The organism is Streptomyces sp. NPDC008079 (assembly GCF_042957385.1).
GTDB lineage: Bacteria > Actinomycetota > Actinomycetes > Streptomycetales > Streptomycetaceae > Actinacidiphila.
In genome coordinates, this window is record NZ_JBIBIC010000024.1 from 1 (window position 1) to 16,587 (window position 16,587).

At 71.6% G+C, this 16,587-nt stretch carries 11 protein-coding genes and 1 pseudogene; 6 read left to right on the plus strand and 6 right to left on the minus strand.

Features of this window, described 5'->3' with window-relative positions:
• Positions 1 to 753: 753 nt before the first annotated feature.
• Together ACFZAM_RS33515 and ACFZAM_RS33520 are read right to left on the minus strand one after the other, a co-directional pair.
• Positions 754 to 1,743, minus strand: coding sequence for a DNA-3-methyladenine glycosylase family protein (locus ACFZAM_RS33515; RefSeq protein WP_391051504.1), 990 nt, complete (start codon positions 1,741 to 1,743; stop codon positions 754 to 756).
• 66 nt (positions 1,744 to 1,809) lie between these two features.
• Positions 1,810 to 2,949: a sugar phosphate nucleotidyltransferase gene (locus ACFZAM_RS33520; protein WP_391051506.1), complete on the minus strand. Its 1,140-nt coding sequence runs from the start codon at positions 2,947 to 2,949 to the stop codon at positions 1,810 to 1,812.
• A 236-nt stretch (positions 2,950 to 3,185) separates the two neighbouring features.
• Between ACFZAM_RS33520 and ACFZAM_RS33525 the strand changes: the two genes are divergently transcribed.
• From ACFZAM_RS33525 to ACFZAM_RS33540, 4 genes are all read left to right on the plus strand, one after another.
• Complete coding sequence (locus ACFZAM_RS33525) at positions 3,186 to 3,977, plus strand: TIGR03089 family protein (RefSeq protein WP_391051508.1); 792 nt, start codon at positions 3,186 to 3,188, stop codon at positions 3,975 to 3,977.
• Positions 3,978 to 4,163: 186 nt separating this feature from the next.
• A complete protein-coding gene (locus tag ACFZAM_RS33530) occupies positions 4,164 to 5,654 on the plus strand; it encodes an LCP family protein (RefSeq protein WP_391051510.1) in 1,491 nt (496 codons plus the stop codon).
• 153 nt (positions 5,655 to 5,807) lie between these two features.
• Positions 5,808 to 7,634, plus strand: a complete 1,827-nt coding sequence (locus ACFZAM_RS33535) for an LCP family protein (RefSeq protein WP_391051512.1) — start codon at positions 5,808 to 5,810, stop codon at positions 7,632 to 7,634.
• A 312-nt stretch (positions 7,635 to 7,946) separates the two neighbouring features.
• On the plus strand, positions 7,947 to 9,755 hold the full coding sequence (locus ACFZAM_RS33540) for an LCP family protein (protein ID WP_391051514.1): 1,809 nt from the start codon (positions 7,947 to 7,949) through the stop codon (positions 9,753 to 9,755).
• Between the two features lie 171 nt (positions 9,756 to 9,926).
• Here ACFZAM_RS33540 and ACFZAM_RS33545 read toward each other — a convergent pair.
• Positions 9,927 to 10,973 (minus strand): annotated as a pseudogene (locus tag ACFZAM_RS33545) (glycosyltransferase family 2 protein); the annotation flags it as partial.
• 122 nt (positions 10,974 to 11,095) lie between these two features.
• Here ACFZAM_RS33545 and ACFZAM_RS33550 point away from each other — a divergent pair.
• A complete protein-coding gene (locus ACFZAM_RS33550; RefSeq protein ID WP_391051516.1) occupies positions 11,096 to 12,661 on the plus strand; it encodes an LCP family protein in 1,566 nt (521 codons plus the stop codon).
• Between the two features lie 168 nt (positions 12,662 to 12,829).
• Here the strand turns inward: ACFZAM_RS33550 and ACFZAM_RS33555 are convergent, their stop codons facing one another.
• The gene (locus ACFZAM_RS33555) at positions 12,830 to 13,309 is read right to left on the minus strand and encodes a hotdog domain-containing protein (protein ID WP_391051690.1); all 480 of its coding nucleotides are present in this window, start codon (positions 13,307 to 13,309) and stop codon (positions 12,830 to 12,832) included.
• A gap of 321 nt (positions 13,310 to 13,630) precedes the next feature.
• Between ACFZAM_RS33555 and ACFZAM_RS33560 the strand changes: the two genes are divergently transcribed.
• On the plus strand, positions 13,631 to 14,845 hold the full coding sequence (locus ACFZAM_RS33560; protein ID WP_391051518.1) for an LCP family protein: 1,215 nt from the start codon (positions 13,631 to 13,633) through the stop codon (positions 14,843 to 14,845).
• Positions 14,846 to 15,033: 188 nt separating this feature from the next.
• Here ACFZAM_RS33560 and ACFZAM_RS33565 read toward each other — a convergent pair whose 3' ends face one another.
• Together ACFZAM_RS33565 and ACFZAM_RS33570 are read right to left on the minus strand one after the other, a co-directional pair.
• Positions 15,034 to 15,456, minus strand: a complete 423-nt coding sequence (locus tag ACFZAM_RS33565; RefSeq protein WP_355350031.1) for a hypothetical protein — start codon at positions 15,454 to 15,456, stop codon at positions 15,034 to 15,036.
• A gap of 167 nt (positions 15,457 to 15,623) precedes the next feature.
• Positions 15,624 to 16,328 (minus strand): LAETG motif-containing sortase-dependent surface protein, encoded by a 705-nt coding sequence (locus tag ACFZAM_RS33570; protein ID WP_391051520.1) that lies wholly within the window; start codon positions 16,326 to 16,328, stop codon positions 15,624 to 15,626.
• Between the last annotated feature and the right edge of the window lie 259 nt (positions 16,329 to 16,587).

Sequence of the window (16,587 nt, forward strand, 5' to 3'; positions counted from 1 at the left end):
CCGGTCCGGCAACAACGGCTCGATCCGCGCCCACTGCGCGTCGCTTAACGGCACACCCGGACCAACGATCAGATGATCCGAACGAAACGGCCTAGGTGCGGGGGCGGCCGACGGTCCGCCGTGGTGCCGGAACGGGCGTGGGTGGGCTCCGGTACGTCGGCGTCCGGCCGCCGGTGGGGGTGCTGGGAGGGGGGTGAGTGGGAGCCCGGCCGTCCAGGCGGGTGGGCGGGAACGGGTGGGCTGGACAGGGGGGGCCGGGGGGGTGGGCCATGCACCGCCCGGCTCTTCGCTTGGGTGAAGGGGGCGGGGCCCGGGTCTTGCGGGGTTCGACGGTTCGGCTCGGGCCCGCAACCTGACGGCCGCCGGAGGGGGTGGGGGGGCGGGGGGTTAAGGGGTCACCTGGTGCTCAGGGCGGGTGTGGGGCTAGCCGCAGGGGTTTTGTTGGGCGCTTGGGGAAGGGCCCGAGCTCCGCAGCCCACCGGGAGGGGCCACTTGCGCGGGACGGCTCGCCGAAAGAACCCCCTCCCCCGGCAACCCCCACCGGACCGTCGGACGCCGACGTACCGGGAGGGGACGGGCCGGGGTGCCCCCGCAGAAATGCGGTGACAGGGACGGTGCCGGATGAGCAAGACCAGGCAGCCGCATTTCGAGGAGGTGCCCCGGACCGGCACCGACCCAGGCACAAGCGGCACCCGCAGACGAAGAAAACACCCGCACGGGTGGGCGGGCGGGCAAAGACAAAGGGCAAAAGGGCTAGCGGCCAGGCGGGTTGGGGGCCAGGCGGGGGGCGCGGCGGGGCGGGGCGGGAGAGTTGAGGAGGATGAGGCGGGCGGCACGGTGCCGCTGACCTGCGTAGGGCGCGAGAAGACCGAGCATGACCTCATCGGAAGAGCGACGCTCACCCGTGAGGGCGTACCCGACCCGATGCGGCAGGTGCAGGTCCCCGACCGTCACGGCGTCGGCGGCCCCATGACTGCGCTGAAGCGTCTCGGCAGCCGTCCAGGGCCCGATCCCGGGCACCGTCTGGAGCCGCGTGGCCGCCTCGCCGGGTGGAAGGGCGGTGAGCCCTTCGAGCGCGGAGGCGGCCCGGACGGCCCGCAGGACGGTGGAGGCGCGCTTGTTGTCGACCCCCGCCCGGTGCCAGTCCCAGGACGGGACCAGGGCCCACCCCCGCGCGTCGGGCATGACGCGCATGCGCTCGGCGCCCGCCGGCCCCGGCGCGGCCTCCCCGTGGCGGTGGAGCAGAAGCCGCCAGGCCCGGTACGCCTCGGTGGTGGTGACCTTCTGTTCCAGGATGGAGGGGATCAGCGATTCGAGGACGAGCCCGGTACGGGTCAGCCGCAGACCTGGGTGGCGCCGGTGCGCGGCGTGCACGAGCCGGTGCCGGGGCGTGAACGCGGCCGGATCGTCGTCGGCGCCGAGCAGCGCGGGCAGCGCGTCGAGCAGCCACTGGCCGCCGGGCCCCCACGCGTGGGCCTCGATCGTGGCGGGACTTCCGGTCAGGCGGAGGGTGCCCGCGCCGTCGGGCGTGCGGCTGGCCCGCCAGACGGTGCCGTCCGGGTCGATCCGGAAGGCGGGGTCGCCATAACCGCGGCAGAGCGGGTTGAGGGTGAGCCGGATGTCGAGCGGCCCGGCAGGCGACCAGGACCGGGTACGCGGAGCCGCGGGAGCCGCCGATGACACCGACCCCGCGCAAGCGGCGGTGGCGGTGGTGGAGGCGGGTCGAGGTCGCGGGAGAGGCACCCGGCGAGCGTATCCGCCCCCTCCGACGCGCCCGCCGCCCCGCCCCCGTAAAGCCGAGCCCCCGCCCTACTGGTCCGACGAGAACCGCACCGCGCCCGCCGGAATCCGGGCTCCGCACCAGATCCGTACGCCGTCGCGCAGTTCGTTGTCAGGGCCGATGTGCGCGCCGTCGCCCACGACGGCGCCGTCGAGGACGGTGCGGGCGCCGATGACGGCGCCGATGCCGACGAGCGAGTCGCGGACGACGGCGCCGGGCTCGACAGTGGCGCCGGACAGCACGGTGCTGCCGTCGACGCGGGCGCCGGCCCCGATGACGGCGCCCGTGGAGACACAGGTGCCGCCGGAGAGCTTGGCGCCGGCGGCGACATGGGCGCCGGTCAGGACGAGGTGGTCGCCGCCGAGGCCGGCGACGGCGGGGGACGGCGCGTGGCCGAGTACGAGGTCGGCGGAGCCGCGGACGAACGCCTGCGGGGTGCCGAGGTCGAGCCAGTAGGTGGAGTCGACCATGCCCTGGAGGTGGGCGCCGGCGGCGAGCAGGTCGGGGAAGGTCTCGCGTTCGACGGAGACCGGCCGCCCGGCCGGAATGGTGTCGATGACCGAGCGGGTGAAGACGTAACACCCCGCGTTGATCTGGTCGGTGACGATCTCCTCCGGCGTCTGCGGCTTCTCCAGGAAGGCCGTGACGCGGCCGTCCGCGTCGGTGGGGACGAGGCCGAAGGCGCGCGGGTCGGCGACCTTGGTCAGGTGCAGCGAGATGTCGGCGCCGGTGGCGCGGTGGGTGCCGACGAGGGCGGGGATGTCGAGGCCGGTGAGGATGTCGCCGTTGAGGACCAGGACGGGGTCGCCGGGCGCGGAGCGCAGCCGGTGGGCGACGTTGCGGATGGCTCCGCCGGTGCCCAGCGGCTCGGTCTCGGTGACGTATTCGAGGTGCAGGCCGAGCGCCGAGCCGTCGCCGAAGTGCGGTTCGAAGACCTCGGCGAGGTAGGAGGTGGCGAGCACCACGTGCTCGACCCCGGCGGCCCTGGCGCGCGCGAGCTGGTGGGTGAGGAACGGGACTCCGGCCGCCGGGACCATCGGCTTCGGGGTGTGCACGGTCAGCGGCCTGAGCCGGGTGCCCTTGCCCCCGACCAGGAGGATCGCTTCGGTTGCCGCAGGGCTCTCCACGGGGCGCTCCGCGCTGACGGCGGAGGCGGGGTGTGCTCGCATGGCAAGCATAGTGACATAAGCCGTAAAGATGAGTATTCACGAACTGACGGACAGTCGGCCGCGCCGCCGCACTGACACCCGTACGGACGAGCCGAGTCGGACGAGCCGAGTCGGACGGGCCGACTCGGACGAGCCGAGTCGGGCGGGGACGCCACGCGCGACGGCCGCACGGGGAACCGGCCCCCGTACCCGTACGGGCACAGGCCGTCGTGATCGCTGGGGGTAGCCTGACACGCGTGACGCCGACCGCCAACACGCCCGACACGCCCCGCACTCCCCAGGGCCCCGCGACTCCCGCCGGGCTGCTCGACGCCGCGCTGCGCGGTGATCCGGGCCGCCCGCTGGTCACCTTCTACGACGACGCGACGGGTGAACGCGTCGAGTTGTCGGTGGCGACCTTCGGGAACTGGGTGGCGAAGACCGCGAATCTGCTCCAGGACGAGTTGGGCGCGCAGCCCGGCGACCGGCTGGCGCTGCTGCTGCCCGCACACTGGCAGACGGCCGTGTGGGTGCTGGCCGGTTTCTCGGCGGGCGTCGTCGTGGCGCCCGGCGGCGATCCGGCCGGTGCCGACCTGGTGGTCAGCGGCCCGGACACCCTGGACGCGGCGCGGGCCTGCGGCGGCGAGCGGGTCGCGCTCGCGCTCCGGCCGCTGGGCGGACGCTTCCCGCAGCCGCCCGCGGGCTTCGTCGACTACGCGGTGGAGGTGCCGAGCCAGGGCGACCGTTTCGCGCCGTACGCGCCGGTCGGCCCGGACGCGCCCGCGCTCGTACTGCCGGACAGCGGGGGTGTGCTGACCGCGTCCGAGGTCGTCGCCAAGGCGCGCGCGTCGGCCGCCGCGCTCGGGCTCGGCCGCGGCGGACGGCTGCTGTCGCCGCTGTCCTTCGACACGTGGGACGGGCTCGCGGCCGGGCTGCTCGCGCCGCTCGCCGCCGACGCCTCCGTGGTGCTCTGCCGCAACCTCGACCGGCTGCCCGAGGAGCAGTTGGCCAAGCGGAAGGACGCCGAGCGCGTCACCGTATCTCCGTAGCGGTCACGCGCCCCGGCCTCGCCGGACGCCCCTGTCGTCACTTCCGTCACAGCTCGTCAACAGCTGTCTGTGGATTTCGGGTACCCAGGCAACCAACCACCGTATTCGGCTGTCTGAACGAATGCCGGGCGGGTAATCGCAAGCCTGTCCCCGGTAACCGGCGACTTCCGAGAGACGGGCCCCGACGTGACCACGCCAGCAGAGCCTCCGCAGGGTGACTCCGTTCCCCCCGCCTCCGACGGCTCCGACGACGCGTCCGGCACACAGAAGGCGCGGTCGGACGAGCCCGCCGAGCCGACGACCGAAGCGGAAGCAGAACCAGAGGCAGAGGCGGAGACCGAAGCCGAGGCCGAGGCAGAACCAGAGGCCGAAGCGGACGCGGACGCGGGGACGGACGCCGCTACGGAAAAGGCCGCCGCTACGGAAAAGGCCGCGGAGCCGGCCGCCGATACGGAGACGGATACGCCGCCGGTCGAAGGCCCCGCCGCCGCCCCGGCGGAGGAGCCCGCCACCCCCAAGAACTGGCGCTGGCTGAAGGTCGTCGCCCTGTGCACCGCCGTACTCGTACTGGCCTGCGCGGGCACCGGCTGGTACCTCTACCAGCGGCTCAACGGCAACATCACGACCGACACCGCGACCGAGAACGACCTGAAGGTGCACGCCTCCGAGCGCCCCACGCAGGGCCCGACGGAGGCCCAGAACATCCTGCTGATCGGTTCGGACAACCGCGGGAACGGCAACAGCAAGTACGGCCAGGACAGCGGCACTCAGCGCTCGGACACCACGATCCTGCTGCACATATCCGCCGACCGGAAGAGCGCCACCGCCGTCAGCCTCCCGCGTGACCTGATGACGCACGTGCCGCGTTGCACCCTGCCGAGCGGCAAGGAGGACCACGAGCGCTTCGAGCAGTTCAACTGGGCGTTCGAGTCGGGCGGCGCGGCCTGCACCATCCGTACGGTCGAGAAGATGACCGGCATCCGCGTCGACCATCACCTGATCGTGGACTTCAACGGCTTCAAGAAGATGGTCGGGGCGGTGAACGGTGTCGATGTGTGCCTGGCCGAGCCGGTGCACGACACGTACGCGCACCTCGACCTGCCCGCGGGACGGCAGACGCTCAACGGCGAGCAGGCGCTGGGATACGTACGCGCCCGGCACGGCATCGGCGACGGCAGCGACACCATGCGGATGGACCGCCAACAGGCGTTCCTCGCCTCGCTGTTGAAGAAGGTGAGCAGCAACGGCGTGCTGCTCAACCCGACCAAGCTCTACCCGCTGCTGTCGGCCGCCACCTCGTCGCTGACCGCCGACCCCGGCCTGGACTCGCTGAGCGAGCTGTACACCCTCGCGCACAGCCTCCAGCAGATACCGACCGGGAACGTGCACTTCCTGACCGTGCCGCGCGAGCAGTACGTCAACGACATCAACCGCGACCAGCTCGTCCAGCCCGCCGCCGACACCCTCTTCAAGACGCTGCGCGACGACCGGCCGGTGAACGTGTCGGACAAGGCGCCGGACAGCGGAGACGGCGGCGGTGACAGCGCGGGCGGTACGCGTACGCCCGGCACCCCGTCCGCGGGCTCGACCTCTACGGCCACGCCCACGACCACCCCCACGGGCCCCACGTACCGCGGGACGACCGCGGACCGCGACATCTGTGGCAAGAGCGGGTGAAATCCCGCTAAAGAGTCCACCTGGTCGGCAGGCGGGATCGGCAGCTTTGTCCGGTTGTAGGGGCGCTCGATTTGTCACGGGCGCGCATCGGCGCTGAACTGTGGGGCTAGTGTGAGCGATCCGGCCGATCCCGGATGGAGGACCCGAGCGACCGTGGACACGCAAGGCCGTAGGAACATCGACCCGGCGGACCAGTGGGTCCTGGACCCGGCGACCGGTACGTACCAGTTGCGGCTGGAGCCGGACGCGGCACCGAGGCCCACCGTGCCGGGGCAGAGCGGTCACCGCGACGCCTCCCCCGCACCGCGGGACGCCGGGCGCGGCCAAGGGCGCGACTCCGCTCCCACCGCAGGAGACGACGACGCGGCCGGGGCCGGGGCCGGGACCGGCCCGACGGACAGCCCCGCCCCGCCCCCCGGCGGCCGGCGCGCGGCCCGCCTCGCGGCCAGGACCGGTGCCACGACCTCCACCACCGGCTCGGCGCGACTGGGGGGCGGCTCGGCCGACGTGTCCACGCCGACCAGCCGTCGCAAGGCGAGGAACAAGAAGTCCCGTAAGAAGAAGGTCCTGTTGTGGACCGCGGGCACGGTGAGCTTCGTGCTGGTGGCGGTCGGCGTCGGCGGCTACCTCGTCTACCAGCACTTCAACAACAACATCACGACGGTGGACGTCGGCAACGCGGGCAGCAAGGACGTCACGCACACCGGTCCGATGAACGTGCTGGTGATCGGCACGGACAGCCGGGTCGGCCTCGGCAAGAAGTACGGCGACGCGGGCAGCGTCGGCCACGCGGACACCACGATCCTCTTCCATGTGTCGGCCGACCGCAGCAACGCGACCGCGATGAGCATCCCCCGCGACATCGTCACCTCCATCCCCGACTGCCCGACGAAGCAGAAGGACGGCAGCACCAAGACGGTTCCGGGCACGCCCGCGCAGCTCACCACGCCCAAGTTCAACGAGAGCCTGGGCGTGGACGGCCGCGACCCCGGCTGCACCATGCGCGCGGTGACGGCGATGACGGGGCTGCCGATCGACCACTTCATGATGGTCAACTTCGAGGCGGTGAAGGCCCTGTCGACGGCCGTCGGCGGTGTCGACGTCTGCCTCGCCCGGCCGCTGGTCGACCCGAAGTCCCATCTGAACCTGAGCGCGGGTCCGCACAACATCCAGGGCGAGACGGCGCTGGAGTTCGTAAGGACCCGGCACGCACTCAAGAACCAGAGCGACCTGGACCGGATCAAGCTCCAGCAGAACTTCCTGAGCGCGATGATCCGGAAGATCAAGTCGAGCGGCACGCTGACCAACCCGAAGAAGCTGTTCACGCTGGCGGACGCGGCCACCAAGGCGCTCACCGTGGACAGCGCGATCGGCAGCGTGAGCAAGCTCACCAGCCTGGCCAAGGACCTCAGCGAGGTGGACGAGAAGCACATCAGCTTCACCACCCTGCCGGTGCTCGACAACCCGAACGAGAAGGTGCACGCCACCGTCGTCGTCGACCCGGTCAAGGCCCCGCAGCTCTTCGCGCTGATCAAGAACGACGTGTCGCTGACCGCGGTGAAGAAGCCGTCCGCCACGCCCGACCCCCGGCTGACCGGGCCGAAGGCGACCCCGCACGACACCCGCGTCAACGTGCTCAACGGCAGCGGGACCTTCGGCGCGGCGCAGAGCACCGTCAACTGGCTCCAGAACACCCAGGGCGTCAACCGCTCGGCGAACGGCGGCAACGCGCCCGCCACCGCCAGGACCGTCCTGGAGTACGCGCCGAACCAGGCCGACCAGGCGCGTTCGCTGGCCGCGATGATGGGGCTGCCCGCCTCCGCGCTGAAGCAGGGCACGACGGACGCGGCGCCGCTCGCGTACATGAAGCTGACCCTCGGCAAGGACTTCACGGCGCCCGGCACCCCGATCGGCCCGCCCACCGCGGCTCCCTCGGACCTCCCGAAGACCGAGGCCGCCGACACGGCGTGCGTGAAGTGACGTCGCGGATGTCGCGCACGCGACGAACGCGGTGAATACCGTAGACGCGGTGAATGCGGTCAATACGGTGAATGCGGTGACCGCCGTGACCTCCGTCACCCTCTGACGTGATCCGGGCGGGCGCCGGAGTCCCGGCGTCCGCTAATTGACGATCTCCGGGTGCAACTCCTCGCCGCTCACAGCCGTCTGACAGTGGGGCGACCCAGTATGACCCGGGTAGGGCGGCGCGTCGGCGTGCACCGTCCGTACACCCCGCGCGAAGGCGCGCGGCCGGTCACCGTGATGACGATGCGCGCCACAGGGAGGTTCGGGATGCGCGACGGGACAGTGGGAGGGAACGGCTTCGGTACGGCACCCAACCCGGACCACCGGGGATGGGACGAGAGCCTGTACCGGGACGACGCCCGCGCCTACGCGCCCGGCGCGCCATCAGGTACGGACTTCGGCGGCGACGACGGCGCGGGCTCCGGCGCGGGACCGGACGCCGACCCCGCCTCTTCCGACGGCGGGCAGGAGCCACCCGAGCGAATACCGGGCCAGCGCGGCGCGGCGGGCGGTGGCGGTCACCGGCGCGGCGGCTCACGGCGGCGCACGAAGAGCCGTAAGCGCAGGGTCCTGAAGTGGGTGTCCATCGGCGCCGCGGTCGCGGTGCTCGGCTCGGCGGGCGCGGCCTACGGCTACTACGAGTACCTGGCGGGCAAGATCCGCAAGGGCGAGCGCGTCAGCGGCAGCTCGACCGTGGCGAAGACGAAGGCCAACGCCGCCGGCAAGACGGCGATGAACATCCTCATCCTGGGCTCCGACAGCCGCAACGACCCCGAGGATCTGAAGCTCGGCGGCGCCAAGAACACCGTGGGCGACGCCGCCCGCGCCGACGTGATCATGATCGCGCACCTGTCCGCGGACCGCAGCAACATGTCCGTGGTCAGCATCCCGCGCGACACCCGCGTCAACATCCCGGCGTGCACCGACCCCAAGACGCACGAGAAGTTCGCGCCGGTCAACGACATCATCAACGCGTCGCTCGGCCGCGGCGGCGCGGGCTGCACCCTGGCCACCGTGCAGAATCTGACCGGCGTCTACATCGACCACTGGCTGACCATCGACTTCTCCGGTGTGGTGAAGATGGCCGACGTCGTCGGCGGCGTCGAGGTCTGCGTGAAGCAGAATGTGGACGACCACTCGACCCCGGCCCAGCCCGGCGGTTCGCACCTGCACCTCAAGGCGGGCAAGCAGAAGATCTACGGCGAGACCGCGCTGAAGTGGCTGCGGACCCGGCACGCCTGGGGCAGCGACGCCGCGCGGGCCAAGGCGCAGCACATGTACATGAGCGCACTGATCCGGCAGTTGCGCAGCCAGAACCTCTTCACCGACCCGGGCAAGCTCAACAAGATCGCGACCACCGCGATGGAGGCGTTCGAGGTCTCCAAGGAGATCGGCACCCCGAAGAAGCTGTACGACCTGGGCATGCAGCTCAAGACCGTGCCGTCGGACCGCATCACGATGCTGACGATGCCGCACGACGCGGACCCGAAGGCCCCGCTGGCGCACTACATCCCGTCGGCGGACGCGCCCCAGGTCTGGTCGCTGCTGCGCAACGACGTGGCGATGGACGGCAACGGCAAGGCGAAGACCCCTGCGAGCGGGGCGCCCGCCACGACACCGGCCACGACCGCGCCGCAGGGCCCGGCCGCCGCGGCCTCCGACACCATCGCGGTCTCCGTGGTCAACGGCACCGCGGGCACCTCGGACGGCGTGGCCACGCCGAACCGCGCGGGCGGTATCGCCACCACGCTCAAGACCGCGGGCTTCACCAAGGCGGAGGCGAGCCAGCAGACCAAGCCGAGCCCGGGCACCACCCTCACGTATCCGACGAGCAGCGGTGACCAGGGCAAGGCCGACGCCACGGCGGTGGGCAAGGCGCTGAAGATCCCGGCGGGCAATGTGAAGGCGTCCGCGGACGTCGACACCATCACCTTGACCATCGGCGCGGACTGGAAGACCGGTACGGACTTCAGCAAGACGCTGCCGAAGAGCGGTTCCGTGCCGACGACGGCGGAGGCGGTGAACGGCGCGGACACGACCGGCTGCATGGAGGTGCTGCCGATCTACCGCTGGTAGCACGCGGGTGGGAGAGGGCGGGACCGGCAGGCGGTACGACCGGCCCGCGCGGGGAGCGGCTCACGCCTCCGCGCGGGCCGTCTCCGTCTGCTGGCCGTCCTGCTGGCCCTGCCCGTCCTGCTGTCCCTGCTGGACGTCGTGCTGGCCCCGCTGTCCCGACTCCGCGTCGCGCACCGCGGGGCGGCGGCTGGCGATCACCCGGCGGGCCAGCGAGCGCGGGCTGGTGAGGAAGCCGTAGCCCCAGCACATGTGCATGGTGGCCAGGACGAGCGGGATACGCAGCCGGGCGCCGAAGGACAGGCCGCGGCCCGCCGGGAGCGAGCCGACGGTGATGGCGGCCACGTACGCGGCGGGCACCAGCAGCGCCCACGGGGTGACGGCCGCGCCGACGACGATGCCCGCCGCGTTGGCGAACAGGGCGACGGGGGCGGCCAGGTAGCGCAGGTTGACCGAGCCGCGGTGGTAGCGGGTGACGACGCGCCGCCAGCGGCCGTAGTCCTTGTACTGCTTGGCGAGCGCGCGCACGGTGGGGCGCGGCCGGTAGGAGACGCGCAGTTCGGGCGAGAACCAGATGAGGTGGCCGGCCTCGCGGATGCGGTAGTTCAGCTCCCAGTCCTGGGCGCGGATGAACTCCACGTTGTAGCCGTCCTGCCGCTCCAGCACCTCGCGGCGGAAGACGCCGAGGTAGACGGTGTCGGCGGGGGCGGCGGCGCCTCCGGTGTGGAAGGCCGCGTTGCCGACGCCGATCTTCGACGTCATGGCGGCGGCGACCGCGCGCTCCCAGTCGTTCTCGCCCTCGGCGTGCATGATGCCGCCGACGTTCGCCGCGCCCGTCTCGTCGAGGAGGCGGACGGCGGTGGCGATGTAGTCGGGCGAGAGCATGCCGTGCCCGTCGACGCGTACGACGACCGGGTGCCGGGACGCCTTGATCGCCGCGTTGAGCGCGGCGGGGGTGCGGCCGGTGGGGTTGGGCACCGTGTGGACCCGCGGGTCGGCGGCGGTCAGCTCGGCGGCGATCGCGTCCGTACCGTCCGTGGACGGGCCCAGCGCGATGACGACCTCCAGCTCGCCCGGATAGTCCTGCTCCAGGATGTGCCGCACCGAGTCGCGCAGATGGCGCTCCTCGTTGAGCACCGGCATGATCACGGAGACTGCCGGGGGCGCGGGGTTCTGCGGCGCGGCGGCACGGGTGGCGGGGTCAGGAGCGGCGGCGTTCATCGCGGCAAACGTTACCGCTAATGGGGGACCCCAGCGCGTGGGGTCAAGACCTACTGTCCTATTTGTCCCTAGCCTGAACGGGTCCGCACGCACGCCCCTGTCACCGCACGGAGGGATTCCCTGTGCCGCCCACCCGTGTGCCGCCCACCCGAGTGCCCCCCGCGCGCCGACGTCCGCCGATCCGCTGGAGCACCCGGATCATCGGCGGCCTGGCCCTGCTGATCATCACCGCGAGCGGGGTGGGCCACGCCGTGCTGAACGGGGTCAGCGGCGCGATCGACCGGGTGGACGCCTTCGGCGGGATGGAGGGGCGTCCCGACGGGTCCAAGGGCACCAACTTCCTGCTGGTCGGCACGGACGGCCGCGACGGCCTGGACCCGGCGACGAGGAAGGCGTACCACCTGGGCGGCGCGCCCTGTCACTGCACCGACACGATCATGCTGGTGCACCTGTCGGAGGACCGTTCGCACGCGAGCATCGTGAGCATCCCGCGCGATACGTACGTACGCCTGCCGGACCAGCCGTCGGCGGACGCGTCGTCCTCCGGGTCCCCTCCGGCGAGCGCGTCACCGCCCGGCACGCCGTCCGCCGCACCCTCGGCCACGCCGTCCGGCACGGCCTCCGGTACGGCCTCCGGTACGGCGAGTGCCGCGCCCGCCGCCGAGGTCCAGGCGGACACCCACCCGGCGAAGATCAACCAGGCGTACGCGGACGGCGGCCCGAAGCTGACCGTCCGTACCGTCGAGCAGCTCACCGGTGTGCACATCGACCACTACCTGGAGGTCGACTTCACGAGCTTCATGAAGACGGTCGACGTCATCGGCGGCGTCCCGGTCTGCACGACGCGCCCGCTGAAGGACTCCTACACCGGCCTCGACCTGCCGGTCGGCACCACGAAGCTGGACGGCGGACAGGCGCTCCAGTACGTACGCGCCCGGCATCTGGACGCGGCGGCGGATCTGGGGCGGATGCAGCGGCAGCAGCGGTTCGTGGCCCAGGTCATCCACAAGATCACCAGCGGCGGGACGCTGGCCAACCCGCTGGAGCTGAGCCGGGTCGCCTCGACCGTGCTCGGGTCGGTGCGCGCCGACCAGAACCTCAAGGCGGGTGACCTGATCGCGCTCGCGGAGGGCATGAAGGGCCTCACGGCCAGCTCGTCGGAGTTCGGCTCCGTGCCGCTGAGCGACACGGACTACTCCGTCCCGGGCGTCGGCTCCACCGTGAAGTGGGACACCGCCAAGGCCGGGAAGATGTGGGCGGCGATCCGCGCGGACCGGCCGCTGGCGGTGCACCACAAGACGGCCAGGAAGCACAGGGGCGTCAAGGTGGACGTGGACCCCGCGACCATCAGGGTCTCGGTCCAGAACGGCACCGACACCAGCGGGCTGGCCGCCGCCGCGCAGAAGGCGCTGGCCGCCACCGGTTTCTCGACCGTCGGCACCCCCGGGACGTCCGAGCACCCCAGCGCGCGGACCGTGATCCGCTACGACCCCCGTTGGGACCGCTCCGCGCAGTCCCTCGCCACCGCGCTGCCCGGCTCCGAGCTGGTGGCCGTGCCCGGCCAGGGCAAGACGATGAAGGTGGTGCTCGGCTCCGACTACAAGGCGGTCACGCCGGTGACGGCGGACGACGGCGGGGCGTCGGGAACGATGGACTCCGCGCTGACGGGTGACGAGGTCGGGTGCTGACCGGATGAGGCGCTGATCGGACCGGGCGCTGATCGGATGGGGTGCTGATCGGACCGGCTGCTCAACTGATCCGCTGCTGACCGGATCGGCTGCTCAACGGCCTGAGGGCCGGACGGCCGGGGGTCTCGGGGTGCGTCCCCGGGGCCCCCGGCCGTCTTTCCGAACCGCTCAGGACACGCCCTGGTCGTCCAGGCCCTCGGCCGCGCGGCGGCGGCGCAGCTCCACGATCGCGCGGCGGCGGGCCAGGCGGTGGGTGCGGCGGATCTGGGCCTCCTGCCAGCGGCGGCGGTCGCGGTCGGTCTCGGGCAGGACGGGCGGTACGTGCCGGGGCTTGCCCTCGACGTCGACCGCGACGAAGACGAGGTAGGCGCTGGCGACCTGCTTGGCGACGCCCGACTCGTTCCAGCGCTCGGCCATGACGCGGACGCCGACCTCCATGGAGGTGCGGCCGGTCCAGTTGACCTGGGCCTTCACGGCGAGGAGGTCACCGACCCTGACCGGTTCGAGGAAGATCATCTCGTCCATCGCGCCGGTGACGGCGGGGCCGCCCGAGTGCCGTCCCGCGACGGCGCCCGCCGCGTCGTCCACCAGTTTCATGACGACGCCGCCGTGGACGGTGCCCAGCAGATTGGTGTCGTGCGCGCTCATGATGTGCGAGAGCGTGATGCGGGACGCCGAGGTCGGCTTGCCCGGGAGCGCCGCGCCGTCGGGAGCGGGGACGTCGGGCGTGGCCAGGGCCTCAGGTGCCCCCAGGGTCTCAGGCGCCGCCAGGGCCTCAGGCGTGGCCGGGGTTTCGGGGGCGGCTGGGCTCTCGGGGACTGCCGGGCTCTCGGGGGTGGGGCGATCGATCATGACAGCAACCTTATGTCCGTTGCGAAACGGTCGCGGCCGGTGGCCGAATGCATCGGGTCTGCTACAGAACCGCCGTGGATTCCCGGTCGTCGCCCGAGGCCGGGCACACTTTCCACCATGAACGGTTGGAGCGATGACACCGAGCAGCGCCGCGGCGCCGAGCCGCCGCTGCCCCCTGAACTGTCGCCGCGCCGGGCCGCCGCCGCGGCGGGCGGGGTACCGCCGCAGCCCGTCCGACGTCCCGGCCCCGCGGGGCCCGCGGGCCCCGGCCGAGGCGGCCAGGGCGGAGGCGGCTTCGGCCCGCTCCCGCCCGGCGGGACCGCCACCGGCCCCCGCAGGCCCCGCTGGAGCACCCGCAAGAAGATCGGCATCACGGCGCTCGGTCTGGTCGTGGCGCTGCTGGTGGTGTCCGTCTCCACGTACTTCTGGGCCGACTCCAAGGTGCGCCGCGAGGTCGACCTGAGCAAGGTCGAGGACCGCCCGCCGACGGGCAAGGGCACCAACTATCTGATCGTCGGTTCGGACAGCCGTGAGGGGCTGACCAAGCAGGACGAGAAGGACCTGCACACCGGCGCCGCGGACGGCCAGCGCACCGACTCCATGATGATCCTGCACACCGGCGGCAACGGGACCACCATGATGAGCCTGCCGCGCGACTCGTACGTCACGATCCCGGCCTTCACCGGCCAGAAGTCGGGCAAGCGGTACGCGGCCTCCACGCACAAGCTGAACCGCGCGTACTCCGACGGCGGCCCCGAGCTGCTGACCCGCACCATCGAGTACAACACCGGCCTGCACATCGACCACTACGCGGAGATCGGCTTCTCCGGGTTCGTGAACCTGGTGAACGCGCTCGGCGGTGTCAACATGTGCCTGGACAAGCCGCTGAAGGACAAGGCGTCGGGCGCCGACTTCGCGGCGGGCTGCCAGAAGCTCAACGGCAAGCAGTCGCTGGCCTTCGTCCGGCAGCGGCACCAGGAGGCCGACCAGGACCTCGGCCGGATGCGCAACCAGCAGAAGTTCCTGTCGACGCTGGCCCACCAGGCGGCCTCGCCGACGACGATCCTCAACCCGTTCAAGCTCTACCCGGTGATCGGCTCCGGGCTCGACACGCTCATCGTCGACAAGAAGATGAGCCTGATGAACCTGGCCTCGATGTTCTGGGCCATGAAGGGCGTCACGGGCGGCGACGGCAACTCCGTCACGGTCCCGATCGGCAACGCCAACTACATGACGCCCAATGACGGCGACGCCGTGAAGTGGGACATGACGAAGGCGAAGACGCTCTTCGACGAGCTGAAGAACGACCAGAAGGTGACCGCCACCAAGTAGGTACCGGGTGGGCGCCGACGGGACGGCACACACCGAAGGCCCCGGCCCCTGCGGCGAATCGTCGCTGCGGGGGCCGGGGCCTTTGGTGACGGTACGGAGTCTGCTGCCTCGGGGTCTGATCCTCGAAGGTCTGACACCTCGGGCTCAGATCCCTCGGGCTCAGATGCCTCGGGCTGGACGCCTCGGGCTCAGACGGCGGCCGGGGCTCCGGTCACGGCGGGCACCCACTGGTCGAGCTCGGTGCGCCAGTAACGGGCCACGTTCAGCCGGGTCGGCTTGGGCTCACCGGGGAGCTGGAACTTCAGCGAGCTCCACAGGGCGTTCCGCTTGACCTCGGACACCAGGCCCGCGGCCTCGGCGCGCGGTATCGCGGCGACGAGCTCCTTCGGGCGGGAGCTCATGCGGCCCGCCTTGTGGAAGACCACGGCCTGCTCGGTGACCGTGACGAAGTAGTACTTCACGAATGCCTGGGCGATCAGGCCGAGCGAGTTGATCAGCCACGGGCTCGGTCCGGTGACCGTGTGGATCGTGGCGATCGGACGGTCGCTCGGGTTGATCTCCGCGATGGCCTGAGCCACCTGCTCCTGCATCGTGGACTTGCGAATGGCCATAAAGGGTCCCCCTGCTTCAGGTGTGTGGACGATTGCCGCGACGCCGTCGGATGACGACGGCGTCGCAGCGTATCGCCTGCTGCCTGTCAGGTACGCGCAGGGTTTGCATTGATACACGCCGGTGACGAACGAGACCTCAGCGACGCGTAGTTGGCCGGATCGTGACCTTAGTGACGCGCACCGGCCGTACGACGACGCAGGCCGTAGACGGCGCCGCCGCCGACCACCACGAGCGCGCCGGCGACACCGGCGATCATGCCCGTGTTGCTGCCGCCGCCGGTCTCGGCCAGGTCGGTGGTGCCACCGGCCGCGGGCGAGGGAGCGTTGGTGTCGTCAACCGCCGCCGCGCCGCTGGTGCTCGGCGTCGCGGTGGGGGTGTCGGACGGGGCCGTCGAGGGCGTTTCGGTCGCCGGCGTGGTCGGCGTGTCCGACGGAGTGCCGGTGGCCGGCGTGGTCGGCGTGTCGGTCGCGGGCGTGGTCGGGGTGTCGACCTTGCACGCGGTCTCCGGCGTCTTCACGTCCGTGGTGCCGACCTTCTGGCCGGAAGCCTTCACGACGGTGACCGTGTACGTCGTGGACGGCGACCAGTCGACCGGGAAGTTGACGGTGACGCCCTGGCGCGTCCCGGTCAGGTTCTCCTGGTGACCGACCTCGGTCTGCCCCTGCGACACGGTGATGTTCACCAGCGTGTGGGAGTAGTCCTTGTTGGTGACGTCGATCGAGCCCTTGCCGTTGTCGCACGAGGCTTGGGCGGAGAACTCGGAGATGCTGCAAGCGAACGCGTTGCCTGCAACGCCCAGCGCGAGCGCGGCTGCGGCGGAGGCAACGCCGATGGTACGCACCGCGATTGCGGTACGGCGGGATATGGACACGTCTTCCCTTCACGGGATCGGATCACAAGCGCGGAAAGGGCACACAAGGGGCGGGATCGAACTCCCGCGCCATCTGTGGCCCTCAAACCTCTACAAGCCGCCGCGTCCGCTTGTCAATTGATCGCAAACCGCCCGCTAAACGGCGCCGGGTGACGATCCCCCCCGCCCGAACCACCGGACTACACCGGATAGTCGGACATAGCGATCTTCCCCCGATCGTTGTACTGAACCCCCCGAACCACCCTCCCCCGTCACCCAC

Coding starts and splice junctions, on each gene's coding strand:
- ACFZAM_RS33520 (WP_391051506.1), bottom strand. CDS start 2,949: ATGCGAGCACACCCCGCCTCCGCCGTCAGCGCGGAGCGCCCCGTGGAG.
- ACFZAM_RS33540 (WP_391051514.1), top strand. CDS start 7,947: ATGCGCGACGGGACAGTGGGAGGGAACGGCTTCGGTACGGCACCCAAC.
- ACFZAM_RS33560 (WP_391051518.1), top strand. CDS start 13,631: ATGAACGGTTGGAGCGATGACACCGAGCAGCGCCGCGGCGCCGAGCCG.
- ACFZAM_RS33565 (WP_355350031.1), bottom strand. CDS start 15,456: ATGGCCATTCGCAAGTCCACGATGCAGGAGCAGGTGGCTCAGGCCATC.
- ACFZAM_RS33555 (WP_391051690.1), bottom strand. CDS start 13,309: ATGAGCGCGCACGACACCAATCTGCTGGGCACCGTCCACGGCGGCGTC.